The 24,828-nt window shown below is 48.2% G+C and carries 29 protein-coding genes; 1 reads left to right on the forward strand and 28 read right to left on the reverse strand.

Annotated elements, in window-relative coordinates; translation table 11 throughout:
- Positions 1–103 precede the first annotated feature (103 nt).
- The 26 genes from spo0A to AC2TDN_RS04020 form a co-directional block, all read right to left on the reverse strand.
- A complete protein-coding gene (gene spo0A, locus AC2TDN_RS03895; RefSeq protein ID WP_482067066.1) occupies positions 104–916 on the reverse strand; it encodes a sporulation transcription factor Spo0A in 813 nt (270 codons plus the stop codon).
- 305 nt (positions 917–1,221) lie between these two features.
- Positions 1,222–2,550: a SpoIVB peptidase gene (spoIVB, locus tag AC2TDN_RS03900; RefSeq protein ID WP_484687069.1), complete on the reverse strand. Its 1,329-nt coding sequence runs from the start codon at positions 2,548–2,550 to the stop codon at positions 1,222–1,224.
- A gap of 123 nt (positions 2,551–2,673) precedes the next feature.
- Complete coding sequence (gene recN, locus AC2TDN_RS03905) at positions 2,674–4,386, reverse strand: DNA repair protein RecN (protein WP_484687070.1); 1,713 nt, start codon at positions 4,384–4,386, stop codon at positions 2,674–2,676.
- Between the two features lie 15 nt (positions 4,387–4,401).
- Positions 4,402–4,854: a transcriptional regulator AhrC/ArgR gene (ahrC, locus tag AC2TDN_RS03910; RefSeq protein WP_482067063.1), complete on the reverse strand. Its 453-nt coding sequence runs from the start codon at positions 4,852–4,854 to the stop codon at positions 4,402–4,404.
- Between the two features lie 20 nt (positions 4,855–4,874).
- Entirely contained in the window at positions 4,875–5,339 is a 465-nt protein-coding gene (locus tag AC2TDN_RS03915) for a hypothetical protein (RefSeq protein WP_484687071.1), read from the reverse strand.
- A gap of 189 nt (positions 5,340–5,528) precedes the next feature.
- Entirely contained in the window at positions 5,529–6,359 is an 831-nt protein-coding gene (locus AC2TDN_RS03920) for a TlyA family RNA methyltransferase (RefSeq protein WP_484687072.1), read from the reverse strand.
- 17 nt (positions 6,360–6,376) lie between these two features.
- On the reverse strand, positions 6,377–8,275 hold the full coding sequence (gene dxs / locus AC2TDN_RS03925; protein WP_484687073.1) for a 1-deoxy-D-xylulose-5-phosphate synthase: 1,899 nt from the start codon (positions 8,273–8,275) through the stop codon (positions 6,377–6,379).
- A 117-nt stretch (positions 8,276–8,392) separates the two neighbouring features.
- Positions 8,393–9,307: a polyprenyl synthetase family protein gene (locus AC2TDN_RS03930; protein WP_482067059.1), complete on the reverse strand. Its 915-nt coding sequence runs from the start codon at positions 9,305–9,307 to the stop codon at positions 8,393–8,395.
- Between the two features lie 2 nt (positions 9,308–9,309).
- Entirely contained in the window at positions 9,310–9,570 is a 261-nt protein-coding gene (gene xseB, locus AC2TDN_RS03935; RefSeq protein WP_169081897.1) for an exodeoxyribonuclease VII small subunit, read from the reverse strand.
- Complete coding sequence (xseA, locus tag AC2TDN_RS03940) at positions 9,542–10,924, reverse strand: exodeoxyribonuclease VII large subunit (RefSeq protein ID WP_482067058.1); 1,383 nt, start codon at positions 10,922–10,924, stop codon at positions 9,542–9,544. Before xseA ends, xseB begins: the two co-directional genes overlap by 29 nt.
- Positions 10,925–10,932: 8 nt before the next feature.
- Complete coding sequence (folD, locus tag AC2TDN_RS03945; RefSeq protein WP_484687074.1) at positions 10,933–11,793, reverse strand: bifunctional methylenetetrahydrofolate dehydrogenase/methenyltetrahydrofolate cyclohydrolase FolD; 861 nt, start codon at positions 11,791–11,793, stop codon at positions 10,933–10,935.
- A 57-nt stretch (positions 11,794–11,850) separates the two neighbouring features.
- Positions 11,851–12,294 (reverse strand): transcription antitermination factor NusB, encoded by a 444-nt coding sequence (gene nusB / locus AC2TDN_RS03950; protein WP_482067056.1) that lies wholly within the window; start codon positions 12,292–12,294, stop codon positions 11,851–11,853.
- Between the two features lie 137 nt (positions 12,295–12,431).
- Entirely contained in the window at positions 12,432–12,662 is a 231-nt protein-coding gene (locus tag AC2TDN_RS03955; RefSeq protein ID WP_169081901.1) for a DUF2273 domain-containing protein, read from the reverse strand.
- A gap of 14 nt (positions 12,663–12,676) precedes the next feature.
- The gene (amaP, locus tag AC2TDN_RS03960) at positions 12,677–13,234 is read right to left on the reverse strand and encodes an alkaline shock response membrane anchor protein AmaP (RefSeq protein WP_482067055.1); all 558 of its coding nucleotides are present in this window, start codon (positions 13,232–13,234) and stop codon (positions 12,677–12,679) included.
- A gap of 102 nt (positions 13,235–13,336) precedes the next feature.
- The gene (locus AC2TDN_RS03965) at positions 13,337–13,744 is read right to left on the reverse strand and encodes an Asp23/Gls24 family envelope stress response protein (protein ID WP_169081903.1); all 408 of its coding nucleotides are present in this window, start codon (positions 13,742–13,744) and stop codon (positions 13,337–13,339) included.
- 136 nt (positions 13,745–13,880) lie between these two features.
- On the reverse strand, positions 13,881–15,236 hold the full coding sequence (gene accC, locus AC2TDN_RS03970) for an acetyl-CoA carboxylase biotin carboxylase subunit (RefSeq protein WP_482067054.1): 1,356 nt from the start codon (positions 15,234–15,236) through the stop codon (positions 13,881–13,883).
- 53 nt (positions 15,237–15,289) lie between these two features.
- The gene (gene accB, locus AC2TDN_RS03975) at positions 15,290–15,781 is read right to left on the reverse strand and encodes an acetyl-CoA carboxylase biotin carboxyl carrier protein (protein WP_482067053.1); all 492 of its coding nucleotides are present in this window, start codon (positions 15,779–15,781) and stop codon (positions 15,290–15,292) included.
- A 237-nt stretch (positions 15,782–16,018) separates the two neighbouring features.
- Positions 16,019–16,642 (reverse strand): SpoIIIAH-like family protein, encoded by a 624-nt coding sequence (locus tag AC2TDN_RS03980; RefSeq protein ID WP_482067052.1) that lies wholly within the window; start codon positions 16,640–16,642, stop codon positions 16,019–16,021.
- A 31-nt stretch (positions 16,643–16,673) separates the two neighbouring features.
- Positions 16,674–17,306 (reverse strand): stage III sporulation protein AG, encoded by a 633-nt coding sequence (gene spoIIIAG, locus AC2TDN_RS03985; RefSeq protein WP_482067051.1) that lies wholly within the window; start codon positions 17,304–17,306, stop codon positions 16,674–16,676.
- A 31-nt stretch (positions 17,307–17,337) separates the two neighbouring features.
- Positions 17,338–18,093: a stage III sporulation protein AF gene (gene spoIIIAF, locus AC2TDN_RS03990; protein WP_484687184.1), complete on the reverse strand. Its 756-nt coding sequence runs from the start codon at positions 18,091–18,093 to the stop codon at positions 17,338–17,340.
- Between the two features lie 20 nt (positions 18,094–18,113).
- Positions 18,114–19,361, reverse strand: a complete 1,248-nt coding sequence (spoIIIAE, locus tag AC2TDN_RS03995; protein ID WP_484687075.1) for a stage III sporulation protein AE — start codon at positions 19,359–19,361, stop codon at positions 18,114–18,116.
- A gap of 5 nt (positions 19,362–19,366) precedes the next feature.
- Positions 19,367–19,762: a stage III sporulation protein AD gene (spoIIIAD, locus tag AC2TDN_RS04000; protein ID WP_484687076.1), complete on the reverse strand. Its 396-nt coding sequence runs from the start codon at positions 19,760–19,762 to the stop codon at positions 19,367–19,369.
- Positions 19,763–19,801: 39 nt separating this feature from the next.
- A complete protein-coding gene (spoIIIAC, locus tag AC2TDN_RS04005; protein WP_138753401.1) occupies positions 19,802–20,005 on the reverse strand; it encodes a stage III sporulation protein AC in 204 nt (67 codons plus the stop codon).
- Between the two features lie 15 nt (positions 20,006–20,020).
- On the reverse strand, positions 20,021–20,539 hold the full coding sequence (gene spoIIIAB / locus AC2TDN_RS04010) for a stage III sporulation protein SpoIIIAB (RefSeq protein WP_482067048.1): 519 nt from the start codon (positions 20,537–20,539) through the stop codon (positions 20,021–20,023).
- Positions 20,536–21,576 carry a stage III sporulation protein AA gene (gene spoIIIAA / locus AC2TDN_RS04015; protein WP_484687077.1) on the reverse strand — a complete coding sequence of 347 codons (1,041 nt, stop codon included), beginning with the start codon at positions 21,574–21,576 and terminating at the stop codon, positions 20,536–20,538. The genes spoIIIAB and spoIIIAA overlap by 4 nt, the downstream gene beginning before the upstream one ends.
- A gap of 102 nt (positions 21,577–21,678) precedes the next feature.
- Positions 21,679–21,945: a YqhV family protein gene (locus tag AC2TDN_RS04020; protein ID WP_484687078.1), complete on the reverse strand. Its 267-nt coding sequence runs from the start codon at positions 21,943–21,945 to the stop codon at positions 21,679–21,681.
- A 135-nt stretch (positions 21,946–22,080) separates the two neighbouring features.
- Between AC2TDN_RS04020 and AC2TDN_RS04025 the strand changes: the two genes are divergently transcribed.
- Complete coding sequence (locus AC2TDN_RS04025) at positions 22,081–22,791, forward strand: 2-phosphosulfolactate phosphatase (RefSeq protein WP_484687079.1); 711 nt, start codon at positions 22,081–22,083, stop codon at positions 22,789–22,791.
- 74 nt (positions 22,792–22,865) lie between these two features.
- Here AC2TDN_RS04025 and AC2TDN_RS04030 read toward each other — a convergent pair whose 3' ends face one another.
- A complete protein-coding gene (locus tag AC2TDN_RS04030; RefSeq protein ID WP_482067044.1) occupies positions 22,866–24,119 on the reverse strand; it encodes an aspartate kinase in 1,254 nt (417 codons plus the stop codon).
- A gap of 127 nt (positions 24,120–24,246) precedes the next feature.
- Positions 24,247–24,804 (reverse strand): elongation factor P, encoded by a 558-nt coding sequence (efp, locus tag AC2TDN_RS04035; RefSeq protein WP_441942164.1) that lies wholly within the window; start codon positions 24,802–24,804, stop codon positions 24,247–24,249.
- Positions 24,805–24,828: the final 24 nt, after the last annotated feature.

A 24,828-nucleotide genomic window follows, 5' to 3' on the forward strand; every position in this document is an offset into this window, starting at 1 on the left:
TTTTATGGTTTGAAGAAACCATTAAATAAGTGGTATGCATGGAGTGATTATACAGAACAGAAGTCAATCGGGTAGAAAAACGAATCCGTTAATCTCCCCCCTTTCAGCTAACTTTATGCTCGATACGCAGCTTGTCAGCCACCATCGCGATGAACTCGCTATTTGTAGGCTTCGATTTGCTGATATTGATTGTATAGCCAAACAGGTGAGAGATGCTGTCAATATTGCCGCGTGTCCATGCCACTTCAATTGCGTGACGAATTGCGCGTTCAACGCGGGAAGGCGTTGTTTTGAATTTTTCGGCAATGGCCGGATAAAGTGTTTTTGTAATTGCACCCAAAATTTCGATGTTGTTATACACCATTGTGATTGCCTCACGCAGGTATTGATAGCCTTTAATATGAGCAGGCACTCCAATTTCATGGATGATGCTCGTAATATTAGCATCCAGGTTTTTGCCTTTGGCAATCGGCACAACATTCGATTTGAGTGAAGAGGAACCCGATGTGAAGCTTCCCGTTGAAGAATAAGTCGGATTGCCAACAAGCTGACGAATGCGATTTGCTAAAATATCCATATCAAATGGTTTCAAAATATAATAAGAGGCGCCAAGTTGTACCGCTTTTTGAGTGATGTTTTCTTGGCCAAATGCGGTTAACATAATGATTTTGGGCATTGGCGACATGTTCATTTCTTTCAGACGCTCGAGAACACCTAGTCCGTCTAAATGAGGCATAATAATATCAAGGATAAGTACGTCTGGAACTTTTCTTGATTCTTCCAAATGTCTTAGAACCTCTTCTCCATTATACGCGACTCCACTTACACTCATATCACTTTGTTCGGATATGTATTCCGATAACAGGTTAGTAAATTCACGGTTGTCATCTGCTAATAATACTTCGATTTTATGCAAGTTGTTAGTCCTCCCTTAAATGTGTTGATGTTTTTCGCTCACTAGTTGTCTGCTTAAAGTTTTCGACATGTGGAGTTGAATTCCTTCTGTCGAAAATTATTTTTATAGATTTTTTTACAGGATTTCGATATAATTAAAAATTTATTACATGTAACGATTCCGTTCGTTCTTCTTCGACAAAATTCATCGCTCTTTACCTTGGCAACGCGTTTTTTAGTTTTTAGCGTGAAATTAAAAAACGTCTGCTCCAGCCTATGTTCAGCTTAAGCAGACGTCCACTAATGCAAATACACTAATGAAAAACTTTATGCAGCATCCCCTAGCCAGCCATTAGCCGATTTCAGTAATACGCCTGCATCCTGAAGCATCCACTCGATAAAGCATCCATATCCCGAAGATGGGTCGTTAACAAATACATGAGTGACTGCTCCGACCAATTTGCCATCTTGGATAATCGGACTTCCTGACATGCCTTGAACGATGCCTCCGGTTTTGCTAAGCAACCGCTTATCTGTAATTTTAATGACCATTCCCTTGGTTGCTGGACCGGATTGCTTCGATACATGAACAATCTCGATATCAAATTGCTCAACCTTTTGTCCATTCACAACAGTCAAAATTTGTGCAGGCCCTTCTTTGACATCTTCGGCAAATGCTACCGGCAAAGATTTTTCACTATAACTATGCGTAGGGACCTCATTCATTTTGCCAAAAATGCCAAAAGGAGTATTCCGCTCAACGTTGCCTAAAATTTTGCTTTCTTTCACAAAATGCGCTCTTTTTTCTCCCGGCTCACCATTTTGACTCTTGTTAATGGACGTTACGCTTGATTGCAGTATTTGCCCTTCGCCTACATCGATTGGAGTCTGGGTGTCCATGTCCGTAATAACATGCCCAAGTGCTCCATATACTCCTTGATCAGGAGCATAAAAGGTTAGTGTACCTACACCTGCCGCTGAATCGCGAATGTACAAGCCTAGCCGCCACGCTTTATCCTCTGCATCGAAGACAGGGTTTAGCTGCGTCTTGTTCAATTGTCCATCACGTTTATAAATGACTTCTAGCGGCTTCTTGTCGTTGCCAGCCTTCTCACTTAGCTCTGCAATCCTGTGTACTTGGTTGATCCTCGTCCCATTGATCTTGACAATCAAATCGCCTAGCCGCAGTCCTGCGGCCTCACCGGGCGATTGCTTCATGCCATTGCTGCCAGCAACCTGATGATGTCCGACAATTAAGATGCCTGATGATTTAACCTTGACTCCAATCGTTTGTCCACCTGGAATAACACGAAGATCAGGCACAACATTTACTTTAACTGTCTTGAATGGAATTTTACCAAATAATTTCACTTTCATCTTGGTTTGACCGCTTTGACTTGACTGCAGTGACAATGGTTCGTTCAAATTTACGGATAATGAATGACTTGTTGATCCGTTTATCTGAAGCATTTGAGGATCGACCGTAACTTCTGCATGAACGGGCACTCCATATTGTAGTCGTTTCAGTTGCCCGGAGAATAAACGAAGTTCATTCGGGATTGCGGCAAAGTGTTGAAACGGGGTGGAGCTTCCGATCATGCAAATGAAGAAAACGAGAACTAGGCCAAACCATCGCTTCCTTTTACTGGAGTTCAATGATTTCACGCTCCCTGTTATTCCATCGCTTGACGTAGAAGGCTATGTCGCCATTGGCGTACCTTTAAGTTACCCTCACCCGGTCGTTTTATGTCCGCAAAAACATTCCCTAATTGGCTTCCATTACGCTCCCTTTTGCCTGTGAGCCAAATCAAGCATTTCTTGTGCGTGATGCCTTGTTTTTTCTGTAACTTCCACTCCGCCAAGCATGCGTGCAAGCTCTTCGATCCGAACAGTTCCCATTAACTCAGATACAGATGTAGACGTCCTTGCTTCAATAACCTGCTTCCGAATCTCATAATGATGATCAGCCATGCATGCTACCTGTGGCAAATGCGTAATGGAGAATACTTGGCACTTCAAGGCCAGCTTGGACATTTTCTCTGCAATAGCTTGTGCTGCGCGGCCGCTTACGCCTGTATCGACCTCATCAAATATAAGGACAGGAACTTGATCGATTTCCGCGAAGATGCTTTTAAGCGCGAGCATGATCCGTGACATTTCTCCTCCGGAAGCAATTTTGCTAAGCGGCTTTAACGGTTCACCCGGATTGGTGGAGAGCATAAATACGGCTTCATCCATACCGTTTATGTGCAATCGAATTTGCTTATCGTTGTCGGCGCCTCCGACCGTTCTGTCGATTTGAACACAGAACTTGGCTGAAGGCATTTGAAGCTGAACTAGCTCATTCTCGATAGCTTCAGACAGCTTTGTAGCCGCATGCTCGCGCAGCTGGGATAGTTCCTGCGCTAATTGCAAAGCCTGATCATACAGTTGCAGTTCTTTATTTCGAAGCTCCTCGAGCAATTGATCGCGATTTTCAATTTTGTCTCGATCTGCAATCGTTCGATCCAGGTAAGCTAAAATATCAGGAATGGATTCCCCATATTTGCGCTTCAAGCCATTGATCAAATCCAGTCTGTCATCAACCTGTGAAAGCTGATCAGGATCTGACTCGATTCCGTCGCGGTAATCACGAAGCTGGAATGCTGCGTCTTCCGCTTGATAAAATGCAGATTGCAGCTGCTCCAGCAATGGACCTAGCTTAGCTGCATCGTAGGATTGGATATCGATCAGCTTTGCAACCGCTTTGCTGACCATATCAAGTCCTTTCCCACCGTATAAGAGCGAATATGCTTCAGACACGGCATCCATTCTTTTCCCAGCGAACATTAGCTTGCGCCGCTGTTCAGTCAGTAATTCATCCTCCATCGGCTTAAGCTGGGCGTTTGTAATTTCTTCAATTTGAAAACGGTACAAATCAAGCATTTGCACATTTTGCCTCGTTGAATTTTCCAGTTCGCGCAGCGACGTTCTTGCTTGCTGCAGCTCGCTAAATATCGAACGGTAATTTTGCTTGCGTTCAATTAACAGATCCCCGGCGAACAAGTCCAGCCATTCCAGATGCTGCTCCGTCCGAAGCAGAGATTGATGCTCATGCTGACCATGAATATTTACAAGGCATTCGCCGATTTCTCGAAGCATCGTCATCGTTACAAGCTGTCCGTTGACACGGCTGCTGCTCTTCCCATGCGAAGAAAGCTCGCGCCTTATGACGAGCATCTCCTCGGAGAAGGCATGTACACCAAGCCTGTTCAACACATGCCAGACGGGATGGCTGACGGAAAGATCGAACATAGCCTCCATCTCGGCTTTGTCACAACCGTACCGCACCATGTCTGCGGAGCCTCTGCCGCCAACCAGCAAGCTTAGCGCATCAATAAGTATTGATTTACCTGCACCTGTTTCTCCAGTCAAAACATGAAATCCATGATGAAATGTAACGTTTACTTCTTCGATTACCGCTAAATTCCTAATAGACAACTCACGCAGCATGGTTGAATACCCTCCCTAATTTAATAGCTCAAGCAATCGTTCTACAATTTCTCCGCTCTGCTTCTTCGTGCGACAGATCATTAGAATCGTATCATCACCGCAAATTGTTCCCATTACCTCTGACCATTCCATATTATCGACCAAAGCACAAATTGTATTAGCCGTTCCTGGAAAACATTTCATGACGACAAGATTATCGGTAAAATCGATATGTACAAAATGGTCAAGCAGCGCTCGCTTAAGCTTGTGGATCGGGTTAGGACGCTGTTGCTCTTGCGGAATCGAATATTTATATCTTCCTTCGCCAGCGGGCACCTTAATGAGCATCAGTTCCTTCATATCGCGCGATACCGTTGCCTGCGTTACTTGCATGCCGGAATCACGGAGCGCCTCTACAAGATCCTCTTGCGTCTCGATTACTCGGTTTGTAATAATTTCCTTGATTCGAAATTGGCGAATCCCTTTCATGAATAAACCTCCAATAGATATTAGTCTGAGATGTGAAAAGTAATTTTACGGATGATCTTTTCCCTTGCGTCTACAAACAATACGCCTTCGCACTCAGGCAAAAGCAGTGAATAGACGAGCAATCGATCTCTAACTCCGCTGGCCGTCCAATCCATTGGCATCCGATCACGTGCTGTTTTCACGATATACGTACTATTATCCATTACCGCAATATAATCAATATATAACCGACTTCCCTTGCCAAGCGGCACATCGTCCAGCTTGATCGGAATCGGTACCAAATGCTTTCCTGAGCTTACTTCATATCCCGCCTGCTCCAGCAATCGAATGTTCTCATCATCTGCAGCGAGCACGCCTCCTTTGCCAAGCTTTAGGCGATTTACGCTTGCCGGCTCATGCAGCCAACGATGAAACATCTTAAACATCCAGAATACAAGCAAACAAGCGGCAACCAGCATAATGAACCAGTCTCCGTACGTACCCACCAGCATCCCCCATTCGCAAATGGATTGTTTCTTTAATCGTTCGCTATGTTGGGGGCATATTCCTGTTTGTCTCTCCTACCGAACGTTTGTTTGCTTTTCTATAGTTTATCAAAACGAGCAGGCCGCTGTAAAGAAAAAAAGATGCCGGGCAGCTATATCTCTGCTCGACACCTTCCTGGTTTCATCAACTTACTTGCTTGTCGTAAACGTTTCGTTCGCTTGTTTGACCAATTCCGCCAACGCTGCGTCATCTGGAAATGCTGCATTCGGCTTCGCTGTCCATTTCCAATAAGCCAAAAATTCGATATTGCCTTCTCCGCCCGTAATCGGAGAGAATGTAATATCCTGCAGCAAATACCCAATCTCTGCTGCCGCACTCAGAACCGTCCTTAGCACTTCTCTATGCACGGCTGAATCACGAACAACGCCGGATTTGCCAACCTTCTCGCGGCCAGCTTCGAATTGCGGCTTTATGAGAGCTACAATTCCGGAGTCAACTGAAAGCAAATTAGATAATGCCGGCAAAATAAGCTTCAATGAAATGAACGATACGTCAATGGAAGCAAAGGTTGGCGAAGGCCCAGCCAAATCCGCCGGCTGCGTGTAGCGAAAGTTGGTACGCTCCATGACATGAACGCGCTCATCTTGCCTAAGCGACCAATCAAGCTGATTATAGCCGACATCAATCGCATATACATAGGATGCGCCGTTCTGAAGCGCGCAATCGGTAAAGCCGCCAGTTGACGCGCCAATATCGAGCATGACGCGTCCCTTCAAATCGATATCGAATTTCCGTATGGCTTTCTCAAGCTTTAAGCCGCCGCGGCTGACATAAGGATGCAGAGCTCCCTTTACTTTAATATCTGCCGTACGCGGTACTTTCATACCGCTTTTGTCGACAGGCTCGTCATTTACAAGCACTAACCCCGCCATCAAAGCTGCTTTTGCTTTTTCTCTGCTTTCATAAAACCCGCGCTCCACAAGCAGCACGTCTATCCGTTCCTTCGGTGTTGTTGTCATCTTTCTCCCTCAAAACGTTACTGTTTTCCAGTAACTCGTTTCATGCGCTTCGGCTGCATGGCTTTCATCTCGGCAGCCACTCTCTCCGATGTCAAACCAATTTCTTTTCGTTGCTCCTTGATCGTACCATGCTCCACAAATATGTCCGGCACGCCAATGATACGAATCGATAAGCCAAAAATACCTTTGAGTGAGAAGAACTCAAGCACAGAGCTTCCCAATCCGCCGAGCTCCGATCCTTCCTCCAGCACAATCATATGTTTCCCTTCAGAAGCGAGGGATAACAGCATCTGCTCGTCGAGCGGCTTAATAAACCGCGCGTTCACGATTTGAATGTTAAGACCTTCGCGCTTCAGCAGTTCAGCTGTTTCCTCAGCAACCTGAAGCATAGGGCCTATGGCCAAAATAACGCCCGAATCGCCTTCGCGAATCGTCTCCCATAAGCCGATTGGCAGAGCTTGCGGATTAGCTTCCATCTCAACGCCTAGACCAGCAATCCGCGGATATCGAACGGCAATAGGCCCGTCATCATAATCAACCGCAGTTTTAAGCATTTGCCGAAGCTCATTCTCATCCTTAGGCATCATAATAACCAAATTCGGAATATGTCTTAGGAATGCAATATCATAAACGCCATGATGGGTCTCGCCATCCGGGCCAACGAAGCCCGCACGGTCGATCGCAAAAATAACGTTCAAATTTTGACGGCAAATGTCGTGAACCACTTGGTCATACGCACGCTGCAGGAAGGTCGAGTAAACCGCAAAAACGGGTTTCATCCCTTCGATTGCAAGCGCTGCAGACATCGTTGCGGCATGCTGCTCGGCAATTCCCACATCGATCATACGGTTAGGGAACCTCGCAGCAAATTTAAGCAAACCGGATCCGCCCGGCATTGCAGGAGTGACGGCTACGATCCGATCATCCTTCTCTGCCAATTCAATCAGCGTTTCGCCGAATACATCCGTATAAACAGGAGGACCGACCGCTTTCAGCACTTGACCGGATTCAATCTTGTACGGCGTAATGCCATGCCATTTGAACGAATCCGCTTCAGCAGGCGAGTAGCCTTTCCCTTTCACCGTCAGTACATGAACGAGCACGGGACCCGGCATCGAATCCGCTTGACGCATAATATCAATTACCTGCTCGATATCATGGCCATCAACGGGACCAAGGTAAGTAAGTCCAAATTGCTCGAACAAAATGCCGCTTACGAGCAAATATTTCAAGCTATCCTTGAAGCGCTCAGCCGTCTTGGCAAGCTTTCCTCCGATAGCCGGTACTTTGTTCAACAATTGCTGAAGCTCGTCTTTAGCCTTATGATAATGACGATCTGTACGTATCTTCCCTAAATAATGATGCAAAGCGCCAACATTCGGTGCGATAGACATTTCATTGTCATTCAAGACGACAATCAAATCTTTCTTCTCGTGTCCGATATGATTAAGTGCTTCCAGTGCCATGCCGCCTGTTAGGGCGCCATCACCGATAACCGCTACTACACGATTATTCTCACCTTTAAGATCACGGGCAAGCGCCATGCCCATAGCAGCAGATAAGGAGGTGCTGCTATGTCCGGCTTCCCAGACGTCATGCTCGCTTTCCGCGCGTTTGACGAAACCGCACAGCCCTTTGTATTGCCTTAGCGAATCAAACCGGTCCATGCGGCCGGTTAAAATTTTGTGTACATATGATTGATGCCCGACGTCAAAAATAAATTTATCCTCGGGGCTGTTGAATAAATAATGCATGGCTAGGGTCAGTTCTACAACTCCTAAGTTTGGAGCGAGATGACCACCCGTAACGGAAAGCTTCTCAATAAGGAACTGACGGATTTCACCAGCCAGTTGCTCTAGCTGAGCGGTTGTCAAAGCTTTCAAATCTTGAGGTCCGTTAATCTGGTCAAGCAGCACGTTACTTTCCTCGCTTTCGCGGACAGCCTTAACTGCCGTCCCTTGTACATCTACATTTCACCTATTATAGCATACAGAGCTATGTTTCCCAACCAAAATGGAAAAAGCATTGCATTCTCAATGATCGCGACCAACGAGATAGTCCGCAATTTCAAGCAGTCGCTCTGGCGCAATAAACGCTGCTTCCAGCACGGCTGACTTTGCTTCCTGTGTCAATCGCTCGACCTGAGCCTTGCTCTCTTCTATTCCGATAAGGAAAGGATACGTTACTTTATTTTGCTCTACATCGCTATTTGTTTTCTTGCCAAGCTTTTGCTCATCGCCAATCAAGTCCAAAATATCATCCTGGATTTGAAAAGCAAGACCGATATTGCGGCCATAACGGGCCAAAAGCTCAAGCTGCCTATCGTTTGCACCACCGATTCTGCCGCCTGCTGTTACAGAGAAAACAATCAGATCACTTGTTTTGTGAAGGTGGATATATTCAAGCTCGGCGATGGAAGTAATCCCTTGTTCGCCAAGCATATCGGCAACCTGCCCGCCGACCATGCCAGGAGCGCCTGCAAGCTTTGCCAAATCCTCAACGATAGCAAGGGCGACCTCCGCTGAAATCCCCCCCTGACGAGCCGCCTGAGAAATCAAATGGAATGCGTGCGTGAGCAGCGCATCACCAGCTAATATAGCCATTGCCTCGCCAAAAACTTTATGGTTGGTAAGCTTGCCTCTGCGGTAATCGTCATTATCCATGGCGGGCAAATCATCATGAACTAATGAATAAGTGTGTATGAATTCGACTGCGCTGGCAACCGGCAAAGCAGCATCGAAGGCTGACGATTTGCCTAATACAGCTTCGGCAGCCGATAATACGAGCGCTGGTCTCAGACGCTTGCCGCCTGCTTCAAGCGAATACTGCATCGCTTCACGCAGTCGCACAGGAACATCCCATGAGCTCGGAAGCGATTGTTTAAGCGAAGCTTCGATAAGCCCCGCGCATTGCGATAAATACACTTTTATTGCCGCCCTCTCGTTCAAGCTTATTCCCCTTTATCTTCGTTCACATCCGCAAACGGTTTTTTCTGAAAGCCTTGCTCCGTTTCGATCAACAGTTCGATTTTGCGCTCGACTTGCTCTAGCTTGCCTCCGCATAGCTGGGACAGCTTCATGCCTTCCTGGAATAGCTCAATTGCCGTCTCAAGAGGCACATCACCATTTTCAAGCTTAGTCACGATAGAATCAAGCCGCTCCATCGCCTGTTCAAAAGTAAGCTCAGGCTCCGTTTTTTTTGTTGCTGCCATCGATTTGATCTCCTCTCAATGAATCTACATGACAGTCAAGTTGACCGTCAGCTACCTTCACCTTAACGATGTCGCCAATCGTCACATCGTGAATCGATTTAATTAATCGTTGTTCTTGCTCATCATATACAAGGCTGTAGCCGCGTGACATCACTTTTAATGGACTTAAAGCATCCAACTGCCTAATCATGCTGTGCAGCCTGTGCTTTCGTTCTTTGACATTCATATTCATCGCTTGCTCAAGCTGCTTATTAGCAGACTGCAGGCGCTTTGCCGCGAATGCCGCTCGATCGCCGGGATGATGGCCAGCTAGCGTCGTCTGCAATCTTGCAAGACGTGTATGCCCGCGTTCTGCAATTCGTTTTGTCCGCTGCTCAAGCTGCTCCGACAGCCGGTCAAGCCGCTCTGCTTGCTCCAGCAAGTATTTGCGCGGGTATAAGAAGAAAGGCGAGCGCCGAAGGCGTTGAAGCTTCTTGTTCTCATCCTGAACGCGGTAACGAATGCTTTGAACAAGGCGCTTTTGCTGGCGTTGCAGCTGTTGCTGTAACTCAGTTATGCTCGGAACAGCAAGCTCAGCCGCTGCAGTCGGTGTAGCAGCACGCAAATCAGCTGCAAAATCAGCAATCGTGAAATCCGTCTCATGACCGACTGCGCTTATTATCGGAATGCGAGAGGCAGCAATGCTTCGAGCGACCGCTTCTTCATTGAACGCCCATAGCTCCTCGAGTGATCCTCCGCCGCGCCCAACAATTAATACGTCGGCTTCGCCGAAACGATTCATTGCTTCAATCGCTTTCACAATCGCTGGCGCCGCCTGGGTTCCTTGTACGAGAACGGGGTAAACATAAACAGGGATTAAAGGGTAACGCCTCTGTAAGGTAATAATAATATCCCTAACCGCAGCTCCAGTTGGCGAAGTGATGACACCAATAGCTCGTGGAAAAATTGGTATTAGGCGTTTGCGAGACTCAGCGAACAGCCCCTCAGCACTCAGCTTGCTCTTTAGCTGCTCGAACGCAAGATATAAGCTCCCGATACCGTCAGGCTGCATGGAGTTGACATAAAACTGATAATTGCCATCTCGTTCGTAGACCGATATATTCCCTCTAGCTATTACTTTAGCGCCTTCTTTCGGAATGAATGGAAGGCGCTGGTTATGGGATGCAAACATAATCGACTTTATTCGGCTGTCGCTGTCCTTCAGCGTAAAGTACATATGCCCGCTGGAATGATGCGTGAAATTCGATATCTCGCCGCGCAGCCAAACATCGCCGAGCAGGGCATCCGACTCCATCTTCATTCTAATATATCGATTAAGTTCTTTTATGGAATAAATTCGAGGCTGATCCGCCATGCCTGTCCTCACTCCTTAATTCCGTTTGCCCTTTTTGCAGCTGTAATCGTATTTTTCATGAGCAGCGTAATCGTCATTGGTCCAACTCCGCCCGGTACCGGTGTAATGTAGCCAGCTGTATCCAAACAATCGTCAAAATCAACGTCTCCCGCTAGTTTGCCGTCAGGCAGACGGTTAATGCCTACATCAATGACTATAGCGCCTGGCTTAACGAATTTACTGTCAATCGCTTTTGCTTTTCCAATTGCAACAACAAGAATATCCGCTTGCTTCGCGATCTCTTCCATATTTGCAGTGCGGGAATGACAGATCGTAACCGTTGCATTCTCGCGCAAAAGCAGCATCGCTACCGGTTTGCCGACGATGTTGCTTCTGCCGATAACGACAGCATGCTTCCCGGATATATCAACACCGCTGCGCTTGATAAGCTCAATGACGCCAGCTGGCGTACATGGCAGCAGGCTGTCATCGCCAATAACCAAATTGCCTACGCTTTCCGGATGGAAGCCGTCCACATCTTTATCTACATGTATGGCATCAATAACCGCCTTCTCGTTAATGTGCTTAGGCAGCGGCAATTGCACGAGAATACCATTGATAGTCGCTTGCTTATTCAATCGGTTAATTACGGCAAGCAGTTCTTCTTCGCTTGTGTCTGCCGAAAGACGGTGAACCTCGGAGTAGAAGCCAAGCTGCTGGCACGCTTTTTCCTTAGAGCCTACATAAACTTTAGAAGCAGGATCCTCGCCTACGAGTACCACTGCCAGTCCTGGAACAATTCCTTTTTCTTTTAAGGCTGCAGTTTCCGTAATCATTTCCTCACGGATAAGGTCGGATATTTTCTTTCCTTCAATGATTTGTGCGCACATAGCTCCAGTCTCCTTTTGCATCGATGAATGTTTGGGTTGCTTATGATCTAAAGGCTATTAAGATTTCAACTCTTCAATTTCAAGCAGCAATTTCCCGAGCACGCCGTTAACAAATTTGCCGGATTCCTCTGTGCCAAAATGTTTGGCAAGCTCAATCGCTTCGTTAATGGTTGCTTTTGGCGGTACATCGTCACGGAATACCATCTCATAACAAGCCAGTCGCAGTACTTGACGATCGACCCGCGATAACCGATCGATATGCCAGCCTGTCAAAAACTGCTGCAGCATGCCATCAATGGCTTGCTTATGCTCCATAACGCCTGAAACAATCTCACGAACGAATTCGTCAGTGCTGCCGATCTCCGATGGGTCTGCACCAATTTCGTTTTCTTGACGAAGCTCGTCCATCAGCATATCAACCGCTTCTGCTGCCGAAACCTCATTCATTTCCATTTGGTATAAGCTTGATACCGCAATTTCTCGTGCTAATCTACGTTTCATGTGACCTCCGCGGCAGCTTTCTGCCGATAAAATGGTTAAATTCTTGTAAACTCGTCATTCCAAAAAAAACCTATGATCTCCTCCCTGCCCCGAATTAGCGGCTTTCCGAAATCCGGAGTACGGAGGAGACCACAGGATCATTTAAACGGTCGAAATCTTTCTAGCAATGCATACCAAAGCCGCTGCCAAGGAAAGATAGGCCCGTTGCTTGTTTCCTTCTGCAAGCCGATCCAATAACCAATTGAGACAAGCAGCCCTACAAAGAGCATGTCCCAAAAACCGACAAAACAATAAAGCAACCCGAAAAACAATCCTATCGCAGCGCCAGCAGCACGCTTCCCATAGATGGCTAAGAACTCCCTCCACATGAGCAAACCCACCTCTATTCCACGCGGCTCTTAAATGTCCCCGTTTGAATGATGTTCGCAACATAGACCGCAACATTCGTTACCGGAATGCCGGCAATATCCTCGACATGCTCTTTCACGGTGCGCTGAATTTCCTCAGTCAGCACAGGTATGGAGCTTTCACCGTCAACAACCGCGCGAATAACGATATCGAGCCCGGCATCCGTCGCACGTATGCGAGCGCGCAAATCTTTGACGCCGCGCTGGCGGGAAGCCGCCTTCAATGCCAAATTCTCGATCGTTTCAAGCGAAATGCGGATGTCGCCAAAATCCGTTCTTTGGTCAATAGACGGAGCGGAAGCCGAACCGCGATGAAGCGATACAATGACAAATCTTATGCTGAGAATGAAGAAGATGACAGCCGTAACGATAAGCGTGATTTGGAAAGGATCATTGCTGTATAATTCGCTAATCCAATCTCCCAATAGATCTTCTGTTATCCCGCCAAATCCAATGGCTAGCAGAAATATGGAAAAACAACCAATTACGATGCTGTACAAAAACAAAAGCAGCTTGTCCACGACTTTAACCAACGTAGCGCCTCCTCCTGCCAAGCCGAATGAAAACCCCCTTGCGCCGAGCGGCATGCCCATTCACGAGGGGGTTGTACGGAATTAGATTAATTAATCTTATATTTATTTTACGCGGTTTTGAATCTCTTCTTCTTCCGGTTTATCAGGCGTCTTGAAATGTACATCGTGAATATGTACGTTCACTTCAACAACGTGGAGTCCCGTCATCATTTCGATAGAACGTTTCACATTGCGTTGAATCTCCGAAGCGATCTCAGGAATACGGTTGCCGTACTCAACGATAATGGACACATCTACCGCAGCTTCTCGCTGACCGACTTCAACCTTGACACCTTTGGATAAATTTTTGCGGCCAAGAAGCTCAACGATGCCTCCTGCAAAACCGCCGCTCATTCCAGCGACTCCATCTACTTCAATCGTCGCTAGTCCAGCGATTACCTCAATAACTTCAGGTGCAATTTGAATCGTGCCAATATCCGTTCTCTCATACTCCGCAGCGATTGTACTCATGATGGCTGTACACCTCCTTAAAGTTGCGCGTACTTGACTTTTAAGCCAAGCAATAAACCGCATCTTGTTAATATACTATAACATTCGGCAAGAAATATGACAAACGATACTACTTGTTCACATCTTTGTCGTAAATCTATTCTGGAGCATTAATATCATGCTCTTCAAGGAACTTAATGTCGAAGTTTCCGCTTATGAATTTGGGATGATTCAGCAGCTTCAAATGGAATGGAATCGTCGTCCGAATACCCTCAATAGCAAACTCAGACAATGCCCGTTTCATTCTTGCGATCGCTTCCTCACGAGTTGCGCCCCATACGATAAGCTTCGCAATCATCGAATCATAGTGCGGTGAAATGGTATAACCCGGATATACCGCGCTATCTATACGAACACCCGCGCCGCCTGGCGGCAAGTAAAACGGAATGTTGCCTGGCGAAGGCATGAAGTTCCGCTCGGAATCCTCCGCATTAATTCGGCACTCAATGGACCAGCCATTGATCTTCAGGTCGCTTTGAGCGAAGGAAAGCGGATTGCCTTCTGCAACAGAAATCATTTCTTTAATTAAATCCACGTTCGTGATCATCTCGGTTACAGGATGCTCAACTTGAATGCGCGTATTCATTTCCATGAAATAAAAGTTCTCGTCAGGCCCTAGCAAAAACTCTAATGTTCCTGCGCCAGAGTAGTTGACGGCCAGCGCTGCACGGACAGCTGCCTGTCCCATTCTCTCGCGAAGCTCGGGAGTGAGGACCGAGCACGGTGCTTCTTCAACGAGCTTTTGGCGTCTGCGCTGAACCGAGCAGTCGCGTTCGAACAGATGAACCGCATTGCCGTGCTTGTCGGCCATAATTTGAATTTCAACGTGCTTCATGCCCGTCAAATATTTTTCTAGATATACGCCGGCATTGCCGAAAGCCTTCTGGGCTTCCTGCTGAGCGGTCGTAATTTGCGCGACAAGCGTCGACTCGTCATCCGCAATCCGGATGCCTTTGCCTCCGCCGCCTGCTGTCGCTTTAATAATGACGGGATAGCCGATTTCACGTGCAACGCTGATCGCTTCGTCCATGCTCTCGACAAGACCGTCGGAGCCCGGGATGATTGGCACGTCGGCCGTTCTCATCGTCAGCTTGGCAACCGCTTTGTCGCCCATCTTATTAATCGCTTCTGGAGATGGACCAATAAAAGTAATGTTGCATGACTCGCAAATTTCTGCAAAGTCGGCATTTTCAGCGAGAAACCCGTATCCCGGGTGTATCGCATCACATTCGGTTATTGTAGCCACGCTCATAATATTCGTTAAATTTAAATAGCTGTCTTTCGATGCAGTCGGTCCGATGCAATAAGCTTCATCGGCTAGCCGCACATGAAGCGAATCGCGATCCGCTTCCGAATAAACAGCGACAGTGCTAATACCAAGCTCGCGGCAAGCGCGAATAATTCGAACCGCAATTTCGCCGCGGTTTGCAATTAATATTTTGTGAAATTTCACGTAGGAACCCCTTTCAAGCGACAGTTTCCCTGTTCGGACGTTAACTCACTTCATTATTCAGGCTTAACAAGAAACAAAGGCTGGCCATACTCGACAAGCTGACCGTTGGAAACCAAAATTTCCACGATCTCGCCGCGTACTTCTGCCTCAAGCTCATTCATCAGCTTCATCGCTTCCAAAATGCATACGACGCTCTTATCGCTGACGCGATCTCCGATTTTGACGAATGCAGCTGCTTCCGGTGTTGGCGAGCTGTAGAATGTGCCGACCATAGGCGATACGATTTGGTGCAGATGATCTGTCGAAGGACGTGCTGGCGCCGTTTCTTGCACGGCTTGTGGCTGCGCTGCAGGAGCAGAAGGCTGAACTTGCTGTGGTGCAGGCGCGTATGTATGCGTAATTGGGGCTGCTTGCACATTGACCACTTCTGTTTTGCCAGGCTTGCGGATGAGCAGGCGAGTCCCTTCGTTTTCGATTTCCAGCTCATGAACGGAAGTTTGATCAACCAATTTGATCAACTCTTTGATCTCGCTCAATTTGAACATGAATATTTTCACTCCTTAAATTTGCGATAGCACGATGGCTTCCATAACGTGAAATCATAAATAGTTTCCATACTAATATAAACAATTCTTTCACATAACGTTTAACATTATATCATAAACAAGGCTGAACACGAATCATTTTTTGTTTAACCGAATGGTCAGGCACAAAAAAAGACCTTGCCGCCCCCCGCCATCATGCTGGGAACGACAAAGCCTAATTGAAGGGCTAACCCTTATTTATCCTTTAGGAATATAGCGAACGGATACTTGATCAGCGCCCACATCAAGCGTGCTCATCACCAATTTAATGATTTCTGCCGCTTGCTTCTTCTCCAGCTTTTCGCTTGATACGACGACATTGAACTTGTCGTTCGCCTCATCAATGACTACATTTTCAAATTGCTTCTGCAGCTCTGATTCAATGCCGGTTAGTTTCGAGTATTTCTCTTCCAGCATATCAAGCTCGGCAACCGCAGCCACGGATTCCTCTTCTTTTGTTGGCGTTTCAGCAATTTCCGCCATTATGCGATTCTCTTCCTCCGTATTTTTCATTTCCCGCTTCGCGAGCAGCTCGCTGAACAATCCGCCTGCCGCAAGCCCCTGCTCCTCAACGAGGTTCAGCGCCTCTTTATCAGCTTCGCTGAGAACAGCTCCATCAGTTGGCTGCTCCACTTCATTTACGACAAGCGCGTCACCATTTGTTGCCGCCTCAGTCGCATTTTGCGTTGCTTGCTCCGTTTTGGTGCCGTCAGTCAGCACTTCCGGCGTTTCCACATCCTGCGTAAATAAGTAATAGGCGGACAATACCACCATCAAGCTGAGCATTGATACGAGCCATACCGTTTGTCTTTTCGTGTTCATGTGAACACCCTCCCCAACAATTGAATTTGGTTTATTGCTTGCTTGGCACTACCGAAATTCGATTAACCGGCACATTGATGCCCTTCTCGACCGCGTTGACGATGAGACGCCTGACCGTCGCATTTTCAGCGCCTTTGGCGACAATTAGAATACCGCGTATGCGCGGGTTAATCGTTTTGGTCACGATGGGCTTCTGGTCTCCCGAAACCTCATACAGTACGACCCGTCCGTCTTTCGTTATCGAGGTAATATGCCGCCTGCCGCCATTAGGATCATTCTCGTCGGTTACCTGCTGCGAATCTTGACCTTCCTTCTCGACGACTATCTCTTCCGTAGAATCGACCGTGACGAGCACGTCAACCGTGCCTACCCCAACAATTTTCTCCAAAATCTCTTTCAGCCTAGTCTCCATCGTATGCTCGATCACGGCAAACACCGATCCTGACGATGAAACCGAACCGCTCCAAGCTTCTTCCGTCTGAGGCGGCGGATTCGGGTCCTGTGCCGAGGGTTCTACTTGCTTATAGGTTAAAAATGAATTCATTATCATTAGCGCCGCGCCAATCCCCCCAACGATTAGCAAAATTCGCAGCGTCCGCACACGCTTCGGACCACTGGGACCGCCGCCAACCGCTGATTCTATGCCTTCCAGCCATTTGGCCACCGCGCCTTACCTCCTCTCCATGCCTAGCCTCTCACCTCGCCGTCTTCTGCTGCGCCGGATGTCTTACGACAATCTGATCCGCATCAACACCCCATCCTTTCGTAATCAGACTGCTGATCGAGGAAGCTATGGCAGGGTCTGCTCTAGACCATTTGCCCTCCGCTTCCGCTGCTTCCTCAGCTTTTCCGGTGTCGCCTTTTGAATTCGAATCGTTGCCGCCCGGAGCTGAAATCTCGCCGTCAATCGGATCGATCTCTACATCAACGATAACCGGCTGAACCGCTTCTACAGCTGATCCTTTCGCTGATCCGCTTTTATCATCCACTGCATTGAGCGTGACTACAACTTGACTGATGTAAGGCGTTTGCTCCCCCGATACCGTTGCCCATTTCAGCACCGCGTCTACCTCTGCCACCTGCGCTTCCGTATGCTTGCTCAGCTCATTTTGGATTGATGCCTCGAGCGTTCTTTCGGTTAGTCTTGCAGCATCGAGGCTGCGCTTCTGACGCATCGCCTCAGCATCCCGCGTAATTTGGTTCAATCCGGTCATCTTCACTTCCTTCGACACAGCGGTTTCACTCCAGCTCTTCATTCCTTCATCCAGCTTCGTTCCTATATCGCTTTGAATGAGCTTCAATATCGGAGAGAGTATCGTCAGCAAGATGAACAAGCCGACCACGAGCCGCGCATAACGCTGCATCGCTTTGTTTGGGAGCAGCAGCTCGACGAACACCGCCAGCAAAATGATAGCGATGATGTCTCTCAGCCAGTCGCTTAACCAAGCCATCACAGCTCTCGTCCCCTTCCTTACCTCACCATCAAAGCCGCATTTCCTGCAGTCAAAATGATTGTAACCGCGAGGAAAAACATGAGACTGACAGCAGCCAAGGCTGCAAAAACATAGATCATCGTCTTGCCAATCGTCGTGAGACAGGTTACTATCGGCGAATCACCCAGCGGCTGCATGACTGCAGCGGCAATGTTGTAAATAAGCGCCAACGTCAATATTTTGATTGCAGGAAACGCGCTGATGAAGAGCAATATAATAACGCCAGCGAGGCCGATCGCGTTTTTGGCTAGCATGGATGCCGAGATGACCGTATCCGCCGCATCGGAGAACATCCGTCCTACGACGGGGACAAAATTGCCTGTAACAAACTTGGCCGTTCGCAGCGTTACACCGTCAGTGACCGCGCCAGTTGCCCCTTGTACCGATATCACTCCGAGAAAAACGGTCAGCAGAACACCCAGTACGCCAACGCCAATGTTGCGAAGCAGATTAGCCAGCTGCGTAACCTTGAATTTCTCCGACAACGCACTCGTAATATGGAGCACCGCCGAGAAAAACAGAAGCGGAAACACGAGCGTATAAATGAGCGTGCCGACAGCATGGATCATAAAAATGATAAGCGGATGCAGAACGGAAACCGTTACGACGTTGCCCATCGAGGCAAGCAGCGTAAGTAGCAGGGGCACCATCGCCAGCATGAACTGGATCATGCTCTCTATTGCTCCCTTGGCATACCCCATTGCGACGTGAAAGCTGTTGACCGCTATAATGATAAGCACCATATACGTGATAGAATAGGCAACCTTGCTGACTGCATTTCGCTCGAAAGCGTTTTGCATCGTCTCCAGCACCATGCTGAACACCGTCAGCATGACGATGGTAACGAGCAGCTTTCCATTGTAAAGCACCTCATGCCACAAGTACTTCACTAATCCTTGCGCCATATCGGTAAACTTTAACCCTTCACCGCCCGGAACGATCATCTCCATAAAACTAGGAATTCGCTCCTCCGGAAAGTAACCGCCATATTCGCTTTGAAGCTTGTTCCAATAAGACTCGACTGCTTCTGTCTCTAAGCCTCCCAATTGCTCGGTTGCCAGCTCCTTGGAAAGCTGATCGGCTCTAGCTTGATCGTCCGCTTGCGGTACTGTACTTTCTCCGTTTAACGCATAACCGAAAGTAGGAGCAAAGGAGAACAGAAATGTCGCTGCAAGGATGAAGAGCAGCAGCTTGGCCCGGTAACCAGCAGGAGTGAGCTTGATCATACGCTTCAGCCCCCCTCCGGCAGCAGCCCGATAACCGTCTCGACAATTACGCTAATAATCGGAACAGCCATGACGAGAATAAACACTTTTCCGGCAAATTCGATTTTTGATGCGATGCTCTCTTGGCCTGCGTCTCTGACAATTTGCGCTCCAAACTCCGCAATGTACGCTATCCCGATTATTTTCAAGATCGTCTTCAAGTAAATGGAAGGGATGCCCGATCGATTAGCTAGATCCTCAAGTACCGAAATGACGATTTCGATTTTGCCGATCAAATACAGGAAGATGAACAAGCCCGTAAATGCGGCGAGCAAAAAAGCGAACATCGGCTTTTGCTCCCGAACGACAAGTATGAGTATTGTAGCCATCAGACCTAGACCGACGATTTGAATCATTTCCATTTCGCTCACCTGCTTGCCTGCACGTCCGACTGAAGACGTCTACTGGAACAAAAAAATCGTTTTAATTTCCTGAAACAATTCATTCAGGAGCCGAACGACCATAAACAATACAACAACAAAGCCAATGACCGTAACCCAATGCGCCATATCTTCCTTTCCCATTTGCTTAAGCACCGAATGTATCATTGCGATAACAATTCCGATTCCGGCAATTTGGAAAATGGCGCTCACATCCATGTCCATCTATGCGGCACCCCACTACACCATCAAAATGACGACCAGCACAGCGATCAATATACCGAGACTTTTCCACATTTTCTCGTAACGCCCCTGATCGTCTCTCGCTGCGTCCTCCTCAGCCTTCAACTGCAATAACGCTAGATGTATGTGCTTCATTTGATCTTCCTTATCGCTGATTCCAAGTGTTGAGCCCAGCCTAATGAGGACGGCCTGTTCGTTTTTCCGCATCGAAGTCGCATCCCATTGCGATTGAATGGCCGACTCCCAGCTGTCACGGAAAGTAAAGCTCTCTGTCTCCCAAATGCCGCTTGCCGCTTTGCGAAAAATCGTTGCAAGCGGTTCAGGCGTTGCCGATGCGGTTCTCTCGAGCGCCTCCGGCAGCGGGGTGTGCCCGTAGCCAATTTCCGTCTCCAGCCGCTGCAGCGCATGCGCCAGCTGCCTTAGCTGCCTAGGCCGCTCTGCGAATTTCGCCGCTTGCTGGAAGCCGATCATCGTACCTGCAAACAAGACCAGTACAGCGCCCAACAGCTTGATCACGGGTCATCAACTCGATGCCGACCAGCGATGGCATGCGCCGTTTCCGAACGATGCGGGGAGGAGAGATCACGGGCGGTCCGTAAAGCAATCGTTTCAGCAGGCACAACACGGTGCATAATGCCCTGATCCGTGCGCTTTAGTTCAACAACGTACGTAAAAGCTCCCTCTTCCAGCAGCTTGAGCAGCACGGGCCTGCCTCTTGCATCCTGCAAATCGTAGGCATGCGCAGTGGCGACGACACTGATGCCAGCATGGCTAGCCTCGCGAATGGCTTCCCCGTCCTCCGGCCTGCCGATCTCATCGGCGATCAGCACCTCTGGCGACATCGATCGCAAAAGCATCATCATGCCCTCCGCCTTCGGGCAGGCATCCATTACATCCGTTCTCGGTCCTACGTCGAATGTCGGGATGCCGCGGACGCAAGCCGCAATCTCTGATCGCTCATCAACGATGCCTACCTTTCTTCCTTGCCAGCCGCTTGCTTCAAGCGTAGGCCACAAGCCATAGCTGACCGATCTTGCAATGTCACGCACAAGCGTTGTTTTACCCTGCTGCGGGGGAGCTAGTATTAGCGTCGAATGCAGCGTTTTTCTCGCCCTGTCAATCAGCTTGGGAAGCAAATGGGTGCTTGCGCCAATCACTTCTCTGGCTACCCGTATATTAAAGGCGCCAATATCGCGAATGCCGCGAACCACACCGCTGTCCAAGATTGTTCTGCCAGCCAGTCCAATCCGATGGCCTCCCGATACGGTTATAAATCCTCTGCGCAGCTCCTCCTCCATTGCGTACAACGAATAGTTGGTAATGCGCTCGAGAAGCTTGCGGCAAGTGTCTGCCGATGGCTTGTATGCTCCGTCGGCAGCTTGGTGCAGCGACCCGTCAATCATCATAAATCGAGACTGGCCGCGAAAGCAGATTTCAAGCGGCCGTCCCTCTCGAATCCGAATTTCTTCAAGCTGCTCCTGCATTTGTTCAGGAAGGCGCTCCAGCAGCGTCTTCAGCTCTAGAGGCAATAAATGCGCTACGCGTGCCAGCATGTTATCATCACTCCCGGATGTTTGTCCTTCGTAGTTCCTATTTGTATGCTTGCGCGGTAAAAATATGACTGCTTTACTCCACGATTGCTAGAGTTAAATCTATTATTTTTTCAAAATGCCTATCATCAGGCAAATGACGCCAGCTCCAACCCATAGAAACTTGGACGGCGACAGCCTGTCAGACATCCCAACGAGACCTACCGTTGTCGTAGCGATCAGAATGAGCGGACCGACCAAAGCTAGCGATGAGTTTACGATCAGCGCTTTGTCGATTTGGTTTAAGCGAAGCATCAGCAGCGCTGCGCAGATTTCAATCGTTCCCGAAGTAAGGCGCAGCGACGCCATAGTCAATACGATTTTGTTCAGCATGATGAAATGACCTCCCTTCAAAATTTAATTAGCTGCTTATTTATATGCACGCTTGTCTACCTTTCATGACGGCACCTGCCCATAGGCAAATGCATATAGTAAGGCATGGAATGAGAGAAGGGCGGAATATCGATCATGCAAGTACAGGTTATTTCGAGTGTGAATGAAGCCAGTTCAGCGCGATTTCATCATAAAACGGCGATCGTTATCGACGTGCTGCGGGCGACTAGCACCATCGTTACCGCAATCGCTGCCGGCGCAGCATGCATCATCCCTGCTGAAACGGTCATGGAGGCGCGAGCGCTGCAGCGTCCGGGAGATTTGCTTGGAGGCGAGCGTTTCTGCCGGAAAATCGCCGGCTTTGACCTAGGCAACTCGCCGGATGAATATACGGAGCAGGTCGTTGCAGGCAAAAGAATCGTGCTGACAACGACAAACGGTACGCGGGCTATCCATAAATCGATGCGCGCGGACCATGTGCTGACCGCTTCGCTTCTTAATGCTGAGGCATGTGCCCGAGTGGCTGTCGAGCTGCGGCGGGATATCGTTATTTTATGCGCGGGCAGCCATGATGAGTTTGCGATTGAAGACGGTTTATGCGCGGGTCTTGTGCTTGATAGGCTTCATGCGTTAAGCCATATTACAGTTGAAATGGATGATTTCGGATCGGCTATGCTGGCGCTGTACCGAAATCGTTCGAATCATGTCAAAGAGACGATTATGAATGGAATGACGGGGAAAAAACTACTGAAGCTGGGGATGAAGAAAGATATTGAAGCATGCTCTGCAATTGATATATTTAACGAGGTACCTCGATTGAATGGTGATCAATTAACGAGAATTTGATGCAGTTCATGCAAAAAAAGAAGGCATGTTCCAATTACGGAACATGCCTTCTTTCTTTGTAGAAACCAAATCTATTAACGACGGTCTTGTGGGCCGCCTACGAATGCTTGCTCTGCGGTATCAAGCGCATATGCGGTATGAAGCGCGCGCACAACATCGCTGAGCGGCTCTGCAATAATTACGCATGAGCATTTGATTTCCGAGGTGCTTACCATCTTGATGCTTACGCCAAGCTTAGAAATCGTTTCAAACATTTTTGCGGCTACGCCCGGGTTGCTGACCATGCCTGCTCCCACGATAGATACTTTCACAAGGTTGGATTCCGAAGTCGTTTCACGATACGGAACCGTGCTGCGGATCCCTTCAATAACCGAGATCGATTTATCCACGTCATCGCCAGATACCGTAAAGGAGAAGTCGGCTTTGCCATCCTGCACGCCGCTTTGTACGATGATGTCGACGTCGATGCCATTGCTGGCAAGCGCGCCAAACACATTTGCAAGCACGCCTGGCACATCCTCAACACCCATAATGCTTATTCTAGCTACATTTTTGTCAAACGCGATGCCGCGAACGACCACGCCTTGCTCCATGACCGCTTCCTCCTTCACACTTGTACCTTCGTTTTGGGTAAAGCTTGAACGTACGACAAGCTTCACATTGTTGTGCTTGGCATATTCCACCGCACGCGGGTGCAAGACAGCAGCGCCCAAATTAGCGAGCTCAAGCATTTCATCGTAAGAAATTTCGTTCAGCTTGCGAGCGTTTTTGACGACGCGAGGATCGGTTGAATAAATGCCGTCCACGTCCGTATAAATCTCGCAAACGTCCGCGTTCATGGCTGCTGCCATTGCGACCGCTGTTGTATCCGAGCCGCCACGGCCAAGCGTCGTAATTTCGCCGTCTTCCGTCATCCCTTGAAAACCTGCAATAATAGCAACATTGCCGAGCTCAAGCGCTTTGAACACACGCTCAGGGTTAATGCTCGTCATCTTCGCCTTGCCATGCAGCGCTTCTGTGCGAATGCCTGCTTGCCAGCCGGTAAAGGATACAGCTTTAGCTCCAAGCTGGTGAACGGTCATCGACAGCAATGCTATCGAAATTTGCTCTCCAACCGTTAACAGCATATCCATTTCCCGCGCCGGCGGGTTCGGATTAAGCTGTTTTGACTGATCAATTAAATCGTCAGTCGTATCTCCCATAGCAGAAACGACGACAACGATATCGTTGCCCTCCTGCTGCCGTTCAATTATGCGTTTTGCTACGCGCTGCATCCGCTCCGGCGTTCCAACGGAGCTGCCGCCAAACTTCATCACGATTAACGACAAAGCTGATTCACTCCCAACCCTGACATATACATACAAGTCAATATTATACCACAACAGGCGCAATTATGGGTATATCCGCCTGCAAAAAAACCGCCCGAATGAATCGGACGGTTGAATCAGCTGCTTGCTAAGCGCGCGAGATGTATTTGCCTTCACGAGTATCGATCAGCAATACGTCGCCTTCGTTAATGAACAGTGGAACTTGAACGTTAAGGCCCGTTTCAACCTTAGCTGTTTTTGTTGCGCCTTGCGCCGTGTTGCCCTTAACGCCTGGCTCTGTTTCAATAACTTTCAGATCAACGCTGTTTTGCATTTGAATACCAAGAATTTCACCTTGGTAGCTCGAAATGTTGACGTTCATGTTCTCTTTCAAGAAATTAAGCTCCCACTCAAGCTGCTTCTTGTCCAAGTTGAATTGGTCAAACGTTTCGTTATCCATGAACGTGTACTCCGAGCCGGAGTTGTAAAGGTATTGCACTTCACGGTTCTCGATAATGGCACGGCCGATGCTCTCGCCCGCACGGAACGTTTTCTCAACAACGTTGCCGTTGCGAAGATTTTTCAGCTTAGAGCGAACAAATGCAGCGCCTTTGCCCGGCTTAACGTGTTGAAAGTCAAGAACGGTGAAAATATCTGTGTCAACTTGCACGGTCAAGCCTGTTTTAAAATCGTTTACTGAAATCATTGCTGATTCCCTCCTGAATGAATA

The organism is Paenibacillus sp. Y660 (assembly GCF_057221575.1).